The organism is Bacillus sp. FSL K6-2861, assembly GCF_038630725.1.
In the GTDB taxonomy this organism is placed as follows: domain Bacteria; phylum Bacillota; class Bacilli; order Bacillales; family Bacillaceae; genus Bacillus; species Bacillus velezensis.
The window spans coordinates 1820248-1837442 of record NZ_CP152037.1; the positions used below are offsets into that span (position 1 = coordinate 1820248).

15 protein-coding genes are annotated in these 17195 nt (G+C 48.0%); 9 read left to right on the top strand and 6 right to left on the bottom strand.

Going from position 1 to position 17195, the window contains the following annotated elements; all coding sequences use genetic code 11:
* The first annotated feature begins 3 nt into the window (after positions 1-3).
* Entirely contained in the window at positions 4-7458 is a 7455-nt protein-coding gene (locus tag NYE62_RS08770; RefSeq protein WP_342497375.1) for a beta-ketoacyl synthase N-terminal-like domain-containing protein, read from the top strand.
* 134 nt (positions 7459-7592) lie between these two features.
* Here NYE62_RS08770 and NYE62_RS08775 read toward each other — a convergent pair whose 3' ends face one another.
* The gene (locus NYE62_RS08775) at positions 7593-8804 is read right to left on the bottom strand and encodes a cytochrome P450 (RefSeq protein ID WP_342497376.1); all 1212 of its coding nucleotides are present in this window, start codon (positions 8802-8804) and stop codon (positions 7593-7595) included.
* A 288-nt stretch (positions 8805-9092) separates the two neighbouring features.
* Here NYE62_RS08775 and NYE62_RS08780 point away from each other — a divergent pair, with 288 nt between their 5' ends.
* Both NYE62_RS08780 and NYE62_RS08785 read left to right on the top strand, forming a co-directional pair.
* Positions 9093-9527, top strand: coding sequence for a NucA/NucB deoxyribonuclease domain-containing protein (locus NYE62_RS08780; RefSeq protein WP_015417516.1), 435 nt, complete (start codon positions 9093-9095; stop codon positions 9525-9527).
* Positions 9528-9586: 59 nt separating this feature from the next.
* On the top strand, positions 9587-10342 hold the full coding sequence (locus NYE62_RS08785) for a YoaK family protein (protein WP_095352130.1): 756 nt from the start codon (positions 9587-9589) through the stop codon (positions 10340-10342).
* Between the two features lie 33 nt (positions 10343-10375).
* Here the strand turns inward: NYE62_RS08785 and NYE62_RS08790 are convergent, their stop codons facing one another.
* Complete coding sequence (locus NYE62_RS08790; protein ID WP_342497377.1) at positions 10376-10738, bottom strand: hypothetical protein; 363 nt, start codon at positions 10736-10738, stop codon at positions 10376-10378.
* Positions 10739-10930: 192 nt separating this feature from the next.
* Positions 10931-12259 carry a S8 family peptidase gene (locus NYE62_RS08795; RefSeq protein WP_342497378.1) on the bottom strand — a complete coding sequence of 443 codons (1329 nt, stop codon included), beginning with the start codon at positions 12257-12259 and terminating at the stop codon, positions 10931-10933.
* A gap of 178 nt (positions 12260-12437) precedes the next feature.
* Between NYE62_RS08795 and NYE62_RS08800 the strand changes: the two genes are divergently transcribed.
* The 3 genes from NYE62_RS08800 to NYE62_RS08810 all read left to right on the top strand — a co-directional run bounded on the left by NYE62_RS08800 (position 12438) and on the right by NYE62_RS08810 (position 14146).
* Positions 12438-12671 carry a hypothetical protein gene (locus tag NYE62_RS08800; protein WP_015239897.1) on the top strand — a complete coding sequence of 78 codons (234 nt, stop codon included), beginning with the start codon at positions 12438-12440 and terminating at the stop codon, positions 12669-12671.
* Between the two features lie 255 nt (positions 12672-12926).
* On the top strand, positions 12927-13634 hold the full coding sequence (locus tag NYE62_RS08805) for a poly-gamma-glutamate hydrolase family protein (RefSeq protein ID WP_007410381.1): 708 nt from the start codon (positions 12927-12929) through the stop codon (positions 13632-13634).
* 59 nt (positions 13635-13693) lie between these two features.
* Positions 13694-14146 carry an OsmC family protein gene (locus NYE62_RS08810; RefSeq protein WP_144664671.1) on the top strand — a complete coding sequence of 151 codons (453 nt, stop codon included), beginning with the start codon at positions 13694-13696 and terminating at the stop codon, positions 14144-14146.
* 13 nt (positions 14147-14159) lie between these two features.
* Here NYE62_RS08810 and NYE62_RS08815 read toward each other — a convergent pair whose 3' ends face one another.
* From NYE62_RS08815 to NYE62_RS08825, 3 genes are all read right to left on the bottom strand, one after another.
* Positions 14160-14513, bottom strand: a complete 354-nt coding sequence (locus NYE62_RS08815) for a multidrug efflux SMR transporter (RefSeq protein ID WP_007410379.1) — start codon at positions 14511-14513, stop codon at positions 14160-14162.
* A 17-nt stretch (positions 14514-14530) separates the two neighbouring features.
* Positions 14531-14845: a multidrug efflux SMR transporter gene (locus NYE62_RS08820; RefSeq protein ID WP_007410378.1), complete on the bottom strand. Its 315-nt coding sequence runs from the start codon at positions 14843-14845 to the stop codon at positions 14531-14533.
* A 137-nt stretch (positions 14846-14982) separates the two neighbouring features.
* A complete protein-coding gene (locus tag NYE62_RS08825) occupies positions 14983-15294 on the bottom strand; it encodes a hypothetical protein (RefSeq protein ID WP_095352127.1) in 312 nt (103 codons plus the stop codon).
* Positions 15295-15394: 100 nt separating this feature from the next.
* Between NYE62_RS08825 and NYE62_RS08830 the strand changes: the two genes are divergently transcribed.
* The 3 genes from NYE62_RS08830 to hfq all read left to right on the top strand — a co-directional run bounded on the left by NYE62_RS08830 (position 15395) and on the right by hfq (position 17102).
* Positions 15395-15799: a YmaF family protein gene (locus NYE62_RS08830; protein ID WP_014417831.1), complete on the top strand. Its 405-nt coding sequence runs from the start codon at positions 15395-15397 to the stop codon at positions 15797-15799.
* 97 nt (positions 15800-15896) lie between these two features.
* A complete protein-coding gene (gene miaA, locus NYE62_RS08835; protein WP_007410375.1) occupies positions 15897-16841 on the top strand; it encodes a tRNA (adenosine(37)-N6)-dimethylallyltransferase MiaA in 945 nt (314 codons plus the stop codon).
* A 39-nt stretch (positions 16842-16880) separates the two neighbouring features.
* A complete protein-coding gene (hfq, locus tag NYE62_RS08840; RefSeq protein ID WP_003154064.1) occupies positions 16881-17102 on the top strand; it encodes an RNA chaperone Hfq in 222 nt (73 codons plus the stop codon).
* Positions 17103-17195 lie beyond the last annotated feature (93 nt).

The following is a 17195-nucleotide window of genomic DNA, read 5'->3' on the forward strand; positions in this document are numbered from 1 at the left end:
GCTTTGCAAAACACTGAAGATCTTCTTTACAAACTATTGGCAGGCCAGCTGAAATCTGTCGGATTTTTTACGGAAAACGAAACGCAGCCTGTCATGCAGGGGTTTTACGGCAGGTGGCTGGAAGAAAGCATCTCCATCTTGGTGCAAAAAGGCTTTTTGAAACAGTCAGGCAGTACGTATGTGTTAACAGGTCCGATAGAGCGTGCGGACGTTCTGTGGCAAGAATGGGATGAAAAGAAAGCTCCTTTACTCAAGGACAGCAGCAAACAGGCGATGATCACCTTAGTGGAGACCGCTCTCAGAGCTTTGCCGGATATTTTATCCGGCAGAGTTTCTGCCACTGATGTTCTGTTTCCTGATTCCTCAATGGAATTGGTGGAAGGAATCTATAAAAACAATGAAACGGCAGACTATTATAATGAGGTGCTCGCTGACACATTGACGGCTTTCATTGAAGAACGCCTGAAAGAAGACCCGAACGCGGAAATCCGGATATTAGAGATCGGAGCGGGGACGGGCGGGACGAGCGCGGCCGTGTTCAAAAGATTAAAAGAGTACAAACATCATGTGAAAGAATATTGCTACACCGATCTGTCAAAGGCCTTTTTCATGCATGCTGAAAAAGAATACGGTCCCGACAATCCGTATTTGACTTATAAGCGGTTTAATGTGGAAGAGCCCCCGGCTTTGCAGGGTATAGAGGCGGGCGCATATGACGCGGTAATTGCGGCAAATGTGCTTCACGCGACAAAAAATATTAGGCGGACACTTCGCAATGCCAAAGCGGTGCTGAAAAAGAATGGGATTTTGCTATTAAATGAGATTAGCAGCCATTCGGTTTATTCTCACCTGACATTCGGTCTTTTGGAAGGCTGGTGGCTGTATGAAGACGCCGAACTGCGCATTCCCGGATGCCCGGGGCTGTATCCTGAAGCGTGGCAGTCTGCGCTGGAAAGCGAGGGATATCGGTACGTTACATTTATGGCGGAATCGTCACACCACCTCGGCCAGCAGATCGTGGCGGCAGAAAGCGACGGCGTCATCAGGCAAAAGCAGCCGGACGCGCAGGCGGTTGAAGAAACTGCGGCTTCCAAAGAGCCGGCTGATTTCACAGAACCCTCTTTCTCAGTCACAGACCGGACTGTGCAATTCATAAAAGAAACGTTAGCCAAGTCCATAAAGCTTGCTCCCGAGCGCATTCAGCCGGAAACGAGCTTTGAAAAATACGGCATCGACTCCATTTTGCAGGTGAATTTTATCCGCGAACTGGAAACATTGACGGGCGAGCTGCCGAAAACGGTCTTATTTGAACACACGAATACGAAAGAACTTGCCGAGTATTTGCTGGAAACTTACCCGGATAAGCTGCAACAGGCATTCGGAGCCGAACAAGCGCCTCCTGAAACAAAGCATCCGGAACCTGCAATGAATGAACCGGTGCCGCTTGTCACGGAAACGCGGCGGTTTATCACTGAACAAAAAGAGCCAAAAGCGCCAAAGCCGGAAACAGAAACCGTCACCGTTAATCGTTCTGATTGTGACGACATTGCCATTATCGGCATCAGCGGCCGCTATCCCGAGTCTGAAACCCTCGATGAGCTGTGGGAGCATTTAAAAGCCGGAGACAGCTGTATTACGGAAGCTCCGGAAAACAGATGGAAATCCGGTCTTCTGAAAACAATGGCAAAAGAAACACGAAAAGAAGAACGCAAAACAAGGTACGGCGGATTTCTGCAGCATATTGACGCTTTTGACCATCACTTGTTTGACATCCGGGAAGACCATGTGATGGAGATGACGCCTGAGCTCCGTCTAAGCCTTGAAACCGTATGGGAAACATTTGAAAACGGAGGCTACTCGTTAGAAAGAGTAAACGAATGGCAGGAATCAGACAGCGGCATCGGTGTATTTATGGGCAGTATGTACAATCAATATTTCTGGAATATCCCGTCATTGGAAAAAGCTGCGCTCAGCTCTAACGGAGGGGATTGGCATATCGCCAACCGCATTTCCCACTTTTTCAATTTAACGGGCCCGAGCATGGGCGTTACGACCGCATGCTCCAGCTCACTGAGCGCCATTCATCTCGCCTGTGAAAGCCTGAAGCTTAACAGCTGTTCCATGGCGATTGCCGGAGGGGTCAATCTCACGCTTGAACCGTCTAAATATGATGCGCTCGAACGGGCGAATTTGCTTGAACAGGGAAGTGAAAGCAAAAGCTTCGGAACCGGCACGGGCCTGATGCCGGGAGAAGGAGTCGGGGCAGTGCTCTTGAAGCCGCTCTCCAAAGCGGTTGCCGACAAAGACCATATTTACGGGGTCATTAAAAGCAGCGCGTTGTGTCATAGCGGCGGAAGGCAGATGTACACGGCTCCGGATCCGAAACAGCAGGCGAAGCTCATGGCGGCTTCCATCGACAAGGCCGGAATCAATCCGGAAACAATCAGTTATGTTGAATCAGCGGCAAACGGCTCTGTATTGGGAGATCCGATTGAGGTCATTGCCCTGACAAATGCGTTCGCGCAATATACTGGTAAAAAACGTTTTTGCGCGCTTGGATCCGTCAAGTCAAATCTTGGCCATTTAGAGGCGGCTTCCGGCATGTCTCAGCTCGCGAAAGTGCTGCTGCAAATGGAGCGGGAAACATTAGTCCCGACGATTAACGCAAAACCGCAAAATCCGAATATCAACCTTGAACAAACGGCTTTTTACCTGCAGGAAAAAAACGAGTATTGGGAGCGTATGAGGGATGCCGAAACGGGGGACATCATACCGCGGAGAAGCATGATTAATTCCTTCGGGGCAGGCGGGGCATATGCAAATCTCATCGTAGAAGAATATATCAGCCCGAATTCCGATCAGACCCGTCACGGCGATGAGGAATATATTTTCCCTGTGTCAGCGAAAACAAAATGGAGTTTTGAAGCCTATCTTGACAGACTGGCGGCCTTTTTAGAAAAGACGCCATCTCTTCAACCGGCCGCCATCGCATCCGCGCTGCAAAAAAGAACACATCATTCGGAGTATCGGGCGGCATTTACGGCTTCCTCCATTCAGGAACTGTTGGAAAAGCTGGCCGCTTACCGTATGGATCAGCGGAATCTCAATTTCTCCGATTCTGATATTGGCCGACGTGCGCGGCAATGGGAAAAAGGAGAGAATATCGCGTTTGATCAGTTGCAGCAAGAGCACGCTGTTCATCTGCCGGCCTACGCTTTTGACCACGGGACTTCTTTTCAATTCGGTGAATCAGAAAACGCTGGCGGCGTTCAGGCGGTATACAGTGATGACGATCCATACGTGAAAGGGCATCAATTCAGCGGAGAACCGGTACTCGTCGGCGCTACATATAACAGTCTGGCAGTCGATCATTTTTGTGATCTTTTTCCTGAAGCGGAAGGAGGACAAATTAAAAAACTGAATTACGTCAGCCCCATTACCGTAAAAAAAGGCGATCGCATCGAGCTGAAAACAGAATCGAAACAAAATGGGAATGCATTTGAACTGAGCATAATGCACCGCAGCCGCACGTCTCCTGATTGGAGCATAGCGGCGTATGCCGAGTGCAGCCCGTATCCGTTTCAAAAGCAGCACGCGGATCTGGCGGCCATTCAGCGCTCTTACCGGGAAGTCGGCCGGATAGATGAGTTATACGGAGACGGAACGGGAACCGTCGTGTGGGGAGAAGAATTTAAAACGATCACCCGCCTGTACAAAGGCTCTGATGCCGTTTTAGCGAAAGTGAACCTGAACAATAGCGACTCACAACGAGCGCATCATTATGCCGTAAATCCATTAATCGCCAACAGTGCTTACTTGGCCTCGCTTTCTTTATTGGATCAAACGGAGGCGGAAAGCTATCTGCCGTTCGGCATTAATTCCGTCACCTTCAGCAGCCCTGAAGATCTTACCGATTGCTGGCTGCACATCAAGCTGACCAAACAAACGGGGGAAATGATTCTGATTAACGCAGATGTCATCAGCAGCCGATCGGAAGTGGTGATGCGTTTTGAAGGCTATGCCCTGAAACGGTTCCGCCCGAAAACCGAACAGATGAATCAGCCGGCCCGAACGGCTGTTAAGAATGCGGGAGCACCGATTTCTGCCGGCAGTCTGACAGATGATATCCACAGCTACGTCCTTGGCAAGCTCGCCAAGATGATGGATGAACCCGGGCCATCTCTTCGTTCTGACGCGAATATCATGGAATTGGGACTTGATTCAGCGAGCCTGATCGGGCTGACAAAAGAGATCGGCCAAGAGGCGGACATCGATGTGAATCCAACATTGTTTTTCGAGTATCCGACCGCGGAGGAGCTGACCCGCCACTTCGCGTCAGCATATGAGAGCAAGTTTTCTCAATTGCTTGCCGATCATAAGCATTCAGAAGAGGCCAGGGTCACGGAAACAGAAGAGCGCACTTTACCGAAGAAACAGCATACGCCTTGTGATAACGCCGATGTCAAGCAAGGAATCGCGATTATCGGTATGTCAGCTCAGTTTCCGCAATCCCCGGATATCCAGTCTTTTTGGGAGCACATCGTAAACGGGGATCACTGTATTACCGAAATTCCGGCGGACCGCTGGGACTGGCGCCGTTACGCCGGTGATGAGAATGACACGAGTCTCAGATGGGGCGGTTTTATTGACGGTGTCGGCGAATTTGACCCGCTCTTTTTCGGAATTTCTCCTAAAGAAGCATCACAAATGGGGCCGGAGCAGTTTCTGCTTTTGATGCATACATGGAAGGCAATGGAGGATGCGGGCCTGACAAATAAGGCGTTATCAAGCAGACCGACAGGCGTTTTCGTTGCCGCGGGCAACAGCGATCCGAACAATGGAACAGCCATTCCGTCCATCATTCCGAACAGAATATCATATGCCTTGAATTTACAAGGACCGAGTGAATATTACGAGGCTGCCTGCACGTCAACCCTGGTGGCATTGCACAGGGCGGTTCAATCAATACGTCATAACGAATGTGAGCAGGCTGTCGTGGGTGCCGCCAATATTCTGCAGTCGCCGAAGGGCTTTATCGGTTTTGATTCAATGGGGTATTTAAGCAAAAACGGCCGGGCGAAATCGTTCCAAAAAGATGCCGATGGCTTTGTCAGAAGCGAAGGGACGGGCATTATCATCATCAAACCGCTTGAGGCGGCAATTGAAGACGGCGATCATATTCACATGGTCATTAAAGGAACAGGAGTGTCTCACGGCGGTAAAGGCATGTCGCTTCACGCACCGAATCCGGCGGGAATGAAGGCCGCGATGAAAAAAGCGTACGAAGACACCGACGTTGATCCGCAAACCGTCACTTATATTGAAGCGCACGGCATTGCCTCCGAAATGGCAGATGCGCTGGAGTTTAATGCAATCAAAGCGGGTTACGGCGAGTCTGCAAATCAAGAGGAAAGCGCGCCTTGTTATATCAGTACCGTGAAACCTTGCATCGGGCACGGCGAACTCGCTTCCGGACTGGCCGCCCTTATAAAAGTGGCGATGGCCATGAAGCATCATACCATCCCGGGCATTCCCGGATTTACAGCTGCAAATGAGCAAATGGCCATTCAGAAAAGCCGCTTCCGTTTCACCGAAGACAATCAGGAATGGACACAGCTCACCGACCATACGGGCAGACCGATCCCGCGCCGGGCCGCAATTAACAGCTATGGCTTCGGCGGCATGAATGCGCATGTCGTCTTGGAACAGTACAGCCCGCGCCATAAGGACAAAGAATCTGCGCAAGAACCGCAGCTTATCGTGCTTTCTGCTAAGAGCGAAGGGCGTCTTAAGGCGGCCGCAAGTCAGCTGGCTGATTTTGTGCAAACTGGAGATACTCCATCATTGCGGGATATTGCTTATACGCTTCAGACCGGCCGTGAGGCGATGAACTGCCGCCTGGCACTCGTTGCCCGCAATCAAGATGAATTGCTGGAAAAACTGAAAGAGTACAGAGCATTTTCCGAAGAAGGCAATGGAATGAAAAGCTTCTTTACAGGCAGTCAGCAGACTGGATCAGGAGATATCGGCGTTTTACTGGAAGGGACTCTCGGTACAGTCGTCACAGAGACGCTGTTGGCTGAAAACAATCTGGAAAAGCTTGCATTTTGCTGGGTGAAAGGTGCGGATATACCGTGGGACAGACTCCACCAAGGCAAATCTGTTCAAAGAGTGCCGCTTCCGACATATCCTTTTGAAAACCATAAGTATTGGAACGGCGGTCAGTCAGAAGACATCAGCCTTGCACCGGTTTCACAGAATCCTCAGATCCGCTGCGGGAGCGCGGCTGACATTGTGGCTGACATTTTGGGGATGAAGGCAGCGGAAATGGATCAAAATAAGCCGCTGACTGAATACGGCTTCGATTCAATCTCCTCTATTCAGCTGTTGAAGAAACTTGAGGACGGAGACAGCCGCATCAGTCTGGAGGCTCTTCAGAAATGCAGCACTCTTCAGGAGATCGGCATGCTGTTAAAAACGAACCAACCGCAGGAGACGGGCCGGAATTTTCCCGAACTCGTCAAGCTGAATGAAAGAGAAAAAGGCCGTCCTGTTTTTTGGTTTCACGGCGGAACGGGAGGCGTGGAAGCATACCAGCCATTCGCCAAAAAGAGTCAGCGACCTTTTTACGGCATCCAGGCAAGGGGTTTGACAGGGAAAGAGCCGCTGCAAGGAATCGAAGAGACGGCCGCTTCTTATAAGAGAATCATCCAAGCGGTACAGCCGAAAGGCCCTTATGACCTCGGCGGATATTCCTTGGGCGGCATGCTTGCATATGAAACCGCGCGTCTCTTGCAGGAGGAAGGTCATACGGTAAAAAGCGCCGTCATGATCGACACCCCGTACAGTGAAAAATGGAAAGAAAGAAAACCATCTGTTAAGTCAGTCATGCTGCAAACGATCAATACGATGCTTACAGCATATCTTAAGCCTGAAAACCTTGAAGAGGCATTAATCAGCAGAGAAGACATTACCGTCCAGGCTGAGGAAGAAGTAATGAAAGAATTGATCGGCCTTGCCAAAAAGCGCGGTCTGCCAAAATCCGAAGAAGCAATCCGGATGCAGCTGGAGCAAATGATGAAGACGCAGCTCGCTTACGGAATGGAAGAGTATGACATGAAGCCGCTGCCTCATCCGGAAGCGCTGCAATGCTACTACTTCCGTAATAAAAGCGGTTTGTTTCTCGGAGATCTTGAACGTTATCTGACAGCAGAGGAAGAACAAATTCCGTTAGACCATGATGCGTATTGGAAAGAATGGGAACGCCAGATGAAACAGTTTCACCTGCTGGACGTTCACTCTTCCAATCATGTCACGATGCTGTCGGAACCGAAGCCGCAAAACGCCATTAAGGCATTCTGCGAAAAACTGTACGCAAACAAAGGAACGATAAGCGCAAATTTCCTTAAATCTTTCAGAAAAAAGCTGGACGAAACAAATGAGTTGGTAAAACGGTAATAGAGAACGGCCGGAGCAATCCGGCCGCTTTTTTTATCTATATAGAACTAAATTTACTATGTACTAAATTTTCATTGTTGTATTGATTTCTGTTTATAAGACATTAAAAACCCCCGATAAACAGGGGGGCGATATTAAAATCTGACAGGCAATGTTTCAAGCCCTCTCAAAAACACATTTTTTCTCCATGTTACATCCTCGGGCGCGCCTTTCAGCTCTATATTCGGAAACCGTTTTAAAAGCGCAGTAAAGGCAATGGATGCTTCTATCCGGGCGAGCGGAGCCCCGAGACAAAAATGAATGCCGAATCCAAAAGAGATATGACGGTTCGGTGTTCTCGCTATATTTAATGTATCAGGATCATCGAAATATTCCGGGTCCCGATTGGCTGAACCGATGCCGATAAATATCATATCGCCTTTTTTAATGGAAACATCTTTATAGGTGAAATCTTCAATCGCCCATCGATTTGCCATCATGATGACGGGAGAGATATAACGCAAAAGCTCTTCGATCGCCGTCTGGATATTTTCGGGCTGCCGCTTTATCTTCTCCATCTGGTCTTTGTGCAGAAGAAGCGCCAGGGTGCCGGAGCCGAGAAGGTTAACCGTTGTTTCAAGCCCGGCAACGACTAACAAAAACAGCATGGAATACAGCTCTGATTCACTCAGCTTTTGGCCGTCCTCTTCAGCGTAAATAAGCTTGCTTGTCAGGTCTTCACCCGGATGTTTTCTTTTTTCTTCGATCAGTGTTTTCATATATTGTTTAAATTCTTTGAGAGCCTGGTTGGTCGCATCTTGTCCGCTTTCTGACGTGTCGACCATTGCGTTTGTCCACACTTGAAATTTGGCGCGGTCCTCTTTCGGAATCCCGAGCAGTTCGGAAATGACGATAAACGGAAGCGGTGCGGCGAAATCTCTCATGATATCAGGGTCTGCTTTTGTTTCCATTTCATCCAGCAGCTCTTCTGTGATCTGCTCTATCCCGGTGCGAAGCTGCTCAATCATCCGGGGAGTGAACCCCTGATGCACCAAAGATCGAAGTCGTGAATGATCCGGAGGGTCTTTTGCCAGCATATGCTCTGAGACAAAATCGATATCTTCACTGACATTCAGCTTCGCGATCAGCTCCTTCGGCATGACCCGTTTTACATCTCTCGTAATTCTGCCGTCTTTTAAAAACGCCATACAATCATCATAACGCGTGATGAGCCAAGCCGGAAAGGTGCCTCCGAAACGCTGCAGTTCGAATTTATGTATGGGGTCCTGCTCTCTGAATCTGCTTAAAACCGCAAAAGGGTTTTCGTGAAACTCGGGTGAGTGTGGGTGAAACATTGTTTTTTCCATCTGGATTTCCCCGCCTTCATGTTTTTGAAAAGACATAACAAACAGCCGGTGCCTGCCGACCGGACGGCATTCCTCCTTTTATCTGCCGAAGACACTGATTACAACGGCTCATAAGTATGTCTAAAATATATAAGGAAACAGAAGCCGGTTCAATAGACAAATCGTAAAGCCGCCATTTTCGTTGATTATCAACAAAACAGCAAACTTTTTTTGCCATTTCATCATGTGTGTTAAATCCGGCTAATATACATATTTACGCTTCATATCAACTTCTTAAGGAGGATGTGAATGAATGCGTTTATGAAATGGGCGGCAAGTCTGCTTTTGGTGATCTCTCTTCAGTTCGGCCTTACGGGCGCCGGTATCCATTCGGACAGTGCTGCTCGTGCCGCATCCCGATACGATCAGGTGCTGTATTTCCCGCTGTCAAAATATCCGGAGACGGGAAATCATATAAAAGACGCCATTTCGGCAGGTCATTCTGAGATTTGTACAATTGATCGGGGCGGAGCGGAGAATAGAAGGAAAGAATCATTGAAAGGAATTCCGACAAAGCCCGGGTTTGACCGTGATGAATGGCCCATGGCAGTCTGCACAGAAGGCGGGGCGGGGGCTGATGTCAGATATGTAACCCCGTCGGATAACCGCGGGGCCGGTTCATGGGTTGGAAATCAAATGAGCGGATATTCCGACGGCACGAGAGTATTATTTATCGTTCAGTAGCTTCTCCGGTTCGCCGGAGTTTTTTTATGCTCTGAAAAAGCGGCACGCCGGCTGGACATATGAAATGGCAAAGAGTAAACTTATTATTTGGAATCAGCATGAGAAAGGATTGGATCACATTGACAGTGACTACATACCGAAATATTGCACTTTTACTTCTTTGTTTAACAGCGGGAATTGTGGATGTGATCGGTTATTTAAGCCTGGGACATATCTTTACCGCCAATATGACGGGGAACATCGTTCTGTTCGGCCTGGCGATCGGCAACTCGTGGCACCTTGCCGTACTCAAATCGTTAACCTCGTTAATCGGATTTATTGCCGGCGTTATTGTCGCGGCCCTGCTTGTGGGCAATAAAAAGAAATCATTTTGGCCCCCTGCGGTAACTGCCGCTTTAGCTATTGAAGGAGCAGTTTTGCTGCTGTTTGCTTTGTTCTCCTGCTTTTTTGCAGATGCCATTTCTGTTTATGTGCTGATTATGCTGCTCAGCTTCGCAATGGGAATGCAGACGACAGCCGCGAGAAAACTTGGTGTAGCGGGGATTTCCACGACCGTATTAACGGGAACGCTCGCTAATTTTTTTGAAGATCTCACCGCAAGGTTTTACAAAGCGGACAAGCGGAAGCAGTTTACGAGAGATGCTGTATTGCGCGCGCTTGCCTTGGTGCTGTATTGCTTTGGAGCGGTCATCGGCGCTTTTGCCGAACCGGATTATAAGTTTGCCGTGATCTGGCTCCCGATTATCATTATTTTAGGCATTATGCTTTGCGCATTCACGATGTTCCACGGATATTCAGAAGAAAAAAATCAATAAAAAAACGCCGCTGAATCAGGGCGTTTTTTCTTTTTATTGCTCTTTCCGGGTCCCGATTGTATAAACGGCCCGATCTGTATGTACCTTTAATCCGTCTTGCTCCTTTTGGATGGTGATGTCGCCGAGCAGTGGGATTTCATACGCATCTTGGGGAAGCGGGACATTTCCTTCCTCCGTATAGGTTGTGCCATGCCCTTTTAAGACGAGTTCTTCGTCCGCTACATAGTCATCGGGATGGTTTGCCCGGCGGACGAGAACATCATCAAGGTGAAGCATGATCTGATCCATATCAGAAATCTCGTTTCGGCTGTCTGTCAGCTCTCCTTTCCTGATATCAAGCGTTTGTCCGATCTGTTTTTGCAGCCATTCAGACAATTCGGTGTTTGTAAGTGCCATTGTGATTCCTCCTTTTATCTACACCATACTTATTCCCTATTTTTTTAGAAATACACTGCCTTGCATTGATCTTTTTTTCTGACAGCCGGTTCTGAAGCATTCCGAGTTCCTTCATTATAAATGTTTCATCTGTTCACCTAAAAAACGGGGTCATCTGCAGGTTTAGACGACCCCGTTCTCATGATAAAAAGGTTACTCTTTCGGCACGGCGTTTTCAGCGTTTACTGCGCCCGCTCCGTAAATGTTCGGATCTTCATTTGTCCATTGACCCGGACTTTGTTTGATCAGTGTTTTCACATCGTCAGGCGAAAGCTGCGGGTTCTGCTGAAGGATTAAGGCGGCAATGCCCGCACAGATCGGAGTGGCCATGGACGTGCCCGACAGACTGAAATACAAGGAGCCTACACGGTTTGATTTCTGTAATTTGTCAAGGTATGAACGCGGAGAACGGAGAGATACGATATCGACCCCGGGCGCAAGAATGTCAGGCTTCTCTTTTCCGTACACCGTCGGGCCGCGGCTTGAGAAAGAAGCGACCGTATCGTCCTCATTGCCGGCCGTATCATTGTCATCATAGGCGCCTACCGTGATGACCTTCTCGCTGACACCGGGGCTTGAAATCGTTTGAGCTTCCGGACCGGAGTTGCCTGCGGCGACGCAGACGACGATTCCTTCATTCCATGCCTCTTCAACGGCCTTGACGAGCGGGTCGTCCGTTTCTTTATCATATCTGAGCGCATCTCCGCCCAGTGACATGCTGATGATTCTGATCGGATTCTTTGTGTGTTCTTTATTATATTGTATGCACCATTCCACACCTTCGATGATATCAGCCAAGGTTCCTGATCCTGATTTGTTTAAAACCTTGACTCCGATCAGATCGGCTTCCGGCGCCGGCCCCTGATATTTACCGGAAGATGAAGCGCCGCTGCTTGCGATATCACCGGCGCAATGGGTGCCGTGTCCGTTGTCATCATACGGTTCTGTCTTTTGGTTGACAAAGTCCGCAAATCCGATAACTCTGCCTTCTAAATCGGGATTCTGATAGATTCCGGTATCAATAACGGCGACGGTTACGCCTTTTCCTGTTAATACGGTGCCGTTACGGGTCACTTCTTTTGCATGAGACGATTCAGCTGCCGTATCAAGGAGCGCTTTTACTTCACGGTTTAAATAGATTTTACGGATATCCCGGCATTGCGAAAGAAGCATGTGAAGGGCGGACGGAGTGACTTCGGCGCTGCAGCAATTGATTGTTTGAAACTGCTTTTTTATGGTGCAGCGTTTTTCTTTTGATAAGACCTGTCCTGTGCTGTGAAAACCGGATTCATGGCAGCCCTCTTCAAATTCAATGATGACTGACATTTTCTTTCTGTTTTTCACCTTTTTTTCGAAAAACTTGTGCAAAAAGCAAGGTGTCCATTTGAAAGGTTTATATAACTGTAATACGTTTTCTCTGAGCGGCCAGTCCAGCTTATGAGCATTTGACCGCACCATTTGTACCATTGAGTAACCAAACATATATACTTTTCCTCCCATTCTGGCGATTCTCTCTATACCATATGAACAGGCCGTATGTTCGGTCAGTTTGTTTGTCCTTCAGGAGCGCTGGTTACTTGCGGCTTTTTCAGGAGAAGAAATCGAGTTGAAACGGAACGTTTGTTCGTTTATAGTGAAGCCGGCGGAAGGAGGTATATACATGAACATAATATTGAGACATTCCTTGGAAAAACAGCTTCCGATTGATATTATATATATGAAAAAAGACGGCTCCATTTCAAAACGGACCATTATGATAAAAAAAGGGGATGAGCGGGCTGTAACGGCATTTTGCTGTACAAAAAGGCAGATGAGAACTTTTTTGACGGGCTCCATTCTGTCCTGTGCATTTGCTTCGGGAGGCGGATATTCATTTTTAAAAGCGTATTCTTGATGCCGTCCGTTTCCGGCCGTGAATCTCCCGCCCCTGAAAATTCGGGCGTTCCTCCCTTTTTTTTTGCCCTCTCTCAACCTTTTTTCACTGATGCCCGGCATTTGAGCGCTTGAACCGTGACAATCCATTGATTTTTCGAAACCGGGAAGTTTTTCACTGATGATAATGTTAATAGAATGTTAAGATAAGACCTATTGACAAAAATCCATATAATGAACATGTCATTTTTCAGAAAGGAGCAAAGAAGGAGAGCTGATGAAAAGAATTTTACTTAATGTCATCATTATCGTAGCAATGGTCTTACTAATAAGATGTGCTCATTATGCGTCAGACCCTGATCCCTCGAATTCTTCTGATACATACACAGATTTTAAAGATTTGGCTGAACATGAAGACCCCGATGATTATCATATATCGTACAATAAGCGAAAGGGGAGTCCCGTATTGATCATGTCGCCGCACGGAGGGAGAATTGAGGGCGGGGTGAGCGAGATCGTCCGCTCTTTCAGAGATGATTATTCAACCTATCTGTTTGAGGGATTAAAAACGCATGATAACCAGACTCTTCATATTACGAGCACCAGGTTCGATGAGCCTTCAGCAGTCGAAAGCATTAAGCAGCACCATTATGTTATCGCAGTTCACGGTTATAAAGGCGACGAGAAAAATACTCTTGTCGGAGGAAGCGACCGGAAGCGGGCGAAAAAATTGGTGAGAGCTCTCGAACGAAACGGATTTTCTGCAGAGTTGGCAACCTCAAAAACCGGTCTGGCCGGGGTTGACACCGAAAATATCAATAACCAGGCGCAAACCGGGCTGAGCATACAGCTTGAGATCAGCAGAGAACAGCGGGAAGCGTTTTTTGATAATTTTGATTACCGCGAAAGGGAATTCACAAAAACGGAGGAATTTTACCGGTTTGTCCGTACGATAAAAAGAGTGATCAATCAAGAGTATTCGTAAGCTTAAAAAAAGACAAACGAGTGAAAGATGAGTAAACTGAAAAAAAGGAGGTTTGTCCCTTGGCAAAACATCACTTTTATTTAAGTGCAAATTGGCCCGGAAATCGCAATGACGTCGGCGATATTAAAAGCGGCCGGCTGGAGACGGCTGTGTCCATTCCTAAGGAAATGGACGGACCCGGAGAAGGCACAAATCCTGATGAAATGCTGCTTGGAGCGGCCGCTACCTGTTATATTATAACGCTTGCGGCGATGATGGAAAGAAGCGGCCTGGATAAAGAAGATCTACATATGGAATCTGAAGGAATTGTAGACGTCACGAACGGTGTGTTCACGTACCAGAAAATCATTCACCGTCCGTTTATATTATTAAAGCCGGATGCAGCCGAAACGGACTTTACGCTCGCCAGGAAGTTAGCGCAGAAAGCGGAGTCCTCGTGTATGATTTCACGAGCGGTCCAAGGAAACGTGGAGATGGAGCTTGAGGTTGAAGTAAAAGCTGCCCGCGCTTGACGAGTTCAAACGGTCAGCTCCGGGCCGTTTGATTTTTTTTAGCTTTTTGAGACTTGGAACGGTTCAGCAGGATGACGCCCGTGATGACCAAAACAAGCCCGATCATCATTTTGACTGTCATGGCCTCCTTAAAAACAAAAAAGCCGACAATTGCCGTTAAAGCGGTGCCGACACCTGACCATGTCGCGTATGCGGCGGATAAATCAAGGCTTTTCAAAGAGAAGCTCAAAAACATAAAAGAGGCTCCGATTCCGGCAATGACGCCGAGAGCGGGCCACAGGTGCGTAAAACCGTCCGACAGCTTCAGCATCGTGCTCCCGAACACTTCTGATACAATGGCTAATGCCAAGCAAAGTAATCCTTTCATCAGCATGCCTCTCCTTTCTACCAATTCATCAAAATGACACCGGCCAATAAGAAAAAGAGTCCGATGACGGCCTGCTTGTCCAGTTTTTCATGAAACCATTTCGCTCCGATAATGGATGCGAGCACCGTTCCGGCTCCGCTCCATGTTGCATAGGATAAGCTAAGCGGAATGAGATTCAGTGTCAGTGAAAGCATATAAAAGGCCAATGAATAGCCTGCCACTACAAGCGCGCTCGGCAAAAACCGCGTAAATCCGCGGGAGACCTTCAGCATGGCCGCGCCGATTGACTCTGATAAAATAGCAATTGTGAGGAAGATATAACCCAGAATCATATCAAATCCCCCTCTCATCATAATCCTTATGCCTTTTGTTTAAGGCAGTAAAATAAAATAATATCCGAACTTTGCCTGCCAAGTCAAGACATTAGGCCTATACAAAAAGGCCCCCGAGGAGGAACCTTTTTGATTCGTCAATAGTAATACGGATAGCCGTAGCCGTAACCCCCGTACAAGTACGGATTGAATAAAGCGCTCCCGACAAGCCCCCCGACAAGCCCTCCGAAAAACGGTCCGCCGTAAAAACCAAACGGCCGTCCGAATCCATAACCAAACCAAGGCCGGCCAAATCCAAAACCCGGCCGTCCGAATCCAAATCCGAATCCGGGACGCCCGAAGCCGAAGCCCGGCCGTCCAAACCCAAATCCGGGACGTCCGAACCCAAATCCAGGCCGCCCGAACTGTCTCATATCACTATCTGCTGCGTATGCGTATTCTTCATTCATAATTAAGGTACCTCCAAGAATAAATTTGAGATGATAACAGAGTATTCAGCCCACCAATTTTTGATTGGGCGTTTATCAAAAAATAAAGGAGTGAGCTTTTGTGGGCCTGTATCAGTCCGATTGGTCAAAAAAACCTCCGCACACACACGCATACCGGGCGGTTACGGATGTAGTGCAGGGGCATTACCATTTGATTGAAGGCTTTTCGCAGCCGGAAAACGGCAGCAATACAGATGAGCATACACATTTCTATACGGGCATCACCTCGTTTGAAAACGGCCATTTTCATAGGTATTACGGCATTTCCGGCCCTGCCATCCCGAGGGTTGACGGAACACATTACCATGAGCTTTCAGAGACCACCTTTGCCGCCTACAATGAGCCGATTCAGATCCAGCACGGCGGCGTCGTTTACGATCCGCGGGAGGAAGGACGGAAAACGCACCGCCATACACTCAAAGGAAAAACGAGAGAGGTTGTCGGAAACGAGCCGATCGGGTGGTAGCGACGTTTAGCGCTCAGGAAAAAGGGCAAAATGGATAGGTGCCTGAAGAAATGAATGCTATAATTAGGGGGAGATTTATAAAAGAGAGTGATACATATTGAAAAATAAAAAACAGCCTGTCGTCATACTCGTCGGACCGACGGCAGTCGGAAAAACAAAACTAAGCATCGGACTCGCGAAAATGCTGAATGCGGAAATCATCAGCGGAGATTCCATGCAGGTATATAAAGGGATGGACATCGGAACGGCCAAAGTCACCGAAGAAGAGACAGAAGGCGTGCCGCATCACCTGATTGATATTTTGGAGCCGTCCGACACTTTTTCAACGGCGGATTATCAAAAAATGGTGAGGGGAAAAATCACCGAGATTGCCGATAGAGGAAAGCTGCCGATGATTGTCGGGGGGACGGGTCTGTACATTCAGTCCGTGCTGTATGACTATACGTTCACGGAAAACTCCGGCGACCCTGTATTCCGGGAGCGCATGGAGAAACTGGCGGCTGAAGAAGGGGCGGAAGCGCTTCATGCCAAGCTTGCGGCAGCCGACCCGGAAGCGGCGGCAGCTATTCATCAAAACAACACGCGAAGAGTCATCCGCGCGCTCGAAATCCTGCATGTATCGGGAAAAACAATGTCAGAGCATCTTAAAACCCAAAAACGGGAGCTGCTTTACAATGCGGTTCTTATCGGTCTTACAATGGACAGAGAAGTGCTGTACGGCCGGATTAACGAGCGCGTTGACCTGATGCTGGAAACCGGCCTTCTTGACGAAGTAAAGCGGCTGTATGATATGAATATCCGGGACAGCCAATCGATTCAGGCGATCGGCTATAAAGAGCTGTATGAATATCTTGATGGAAAAGTGCCGCTCCCTCAGGCTGTGGAGCAATTAAAACAAAATTCAAGGCGATATGCGAAACGCCAGCTGACCTGGTTTCGCAATAAAATGCCTGTTTCATGGACAGATATGACGCCGCCTGTTGATATTGAGCAGAAAAAAAAGGAAATTTTCGAGTGCATAGCAGGAAAACTGGAAATTTAATCGAAACAGTATTGTATTGAGAACCAAGGAGGACGAAACATGAAACCGATTAATATTCAAGATCAGTTTTTGAATCAAATCCGAAAAGACAATACGTTCGTCACGGTGTTTTTACTCAACGGCTTCCAGCTTCGCGGCCAGGTAAAAGGCTTTGACAACTTTACCGTTTTGCTCGAAACGGAGGGGAAGCAGCAGCTTATTTATAAACATGCCATCTCCACGTTCGCCCCGCAAAAAAACGTCCAGCTTGAGCTTGAATAGACTTTTTGAAAAAGACCATGAACAATGGTCTTTTTCTATGCGCATCTGTATATTGCAGGCTGTATATCGGAAACATAAAAGGGGGTTCGGAAA

Bases quoted from the DNA above. Each gene is read 5' to 3' on its own strand.
- NYE62_RS08775 (WP_342497376.1), bottom strand. From the start codon at position 8,804: ATGGAAAAAACAATGTTTCACCCACACTCACCCGAGTTTCACGAAAAC.
- NYE62_RS08780 (WP_015417516.1), top strand. From the start codon at position 9,093: ATGAATGCGTTTATGAAATGGGCGGCAAGTCTGCTTTTGGTGATCTCT.
- NYE62_RS08785 (WP_095352130.1), top strand. From the start codon at position 9,587: ATGAAATGGCAAAGAGTAAACTTATTATTTGGAATCAGCATGAGAAAG.
- NYE62_RS08790 (WP_342497377.1), bottom strand. From the start codon at position 10,738: ATGGCACTTACAAACACCGAATTGTCTGAATGGCTGCAAAAACAGATC.
- NYE62_RS08795 (WP_342497378.1), bottom strand. From the start codon at position 12,259: ATGTTTGGTTACTCAATGGTACAAATGGTGCGGTCAAATGCTCATAAG.
- NYE62_RS08800 (WP_015239897.1), top strand. From the start codon at position 12,438: ATGAACATAATATTGAGACATTCCTTGGAAAAACAGCTTCCGATTGAT.
- NYE62_RS08805 (WP_007410381.1), top strand. From the start codon at position 12,927: ATGAAAAGAATTTTACTTAATGTCATCATTATCGTAGCAATGGTCTTA.
- NYE62_RS08815 (WP_007410379.1), bottom strand. From the start codon at position 14,513: ATGAAAGGATTACTTTGCTTGGCATTAGCCATTGTATCAGAAGTGTTC.
- NYE62_RS08820 (WP_007410378.1), bottom strand. From the start codon at position 14,845: ATGATTCTGGGTTATATCTTCCTCACAATTGCTATTTTATCAGAGTCA.
- NYE62_RS08825 (WP_095352127.1), bottom strand. From the start codon at position 15,294: ATGAATGAAGAATACGCATACGCAGCAGATAGTGATATGAGACAGTTC.
- hfq (WP_003154064.1), top strand. From the start codon at position 16,881: ATGAAACCGATTAATATTCAAGATCAGTTTTTGAATCAAATCCGAAAA.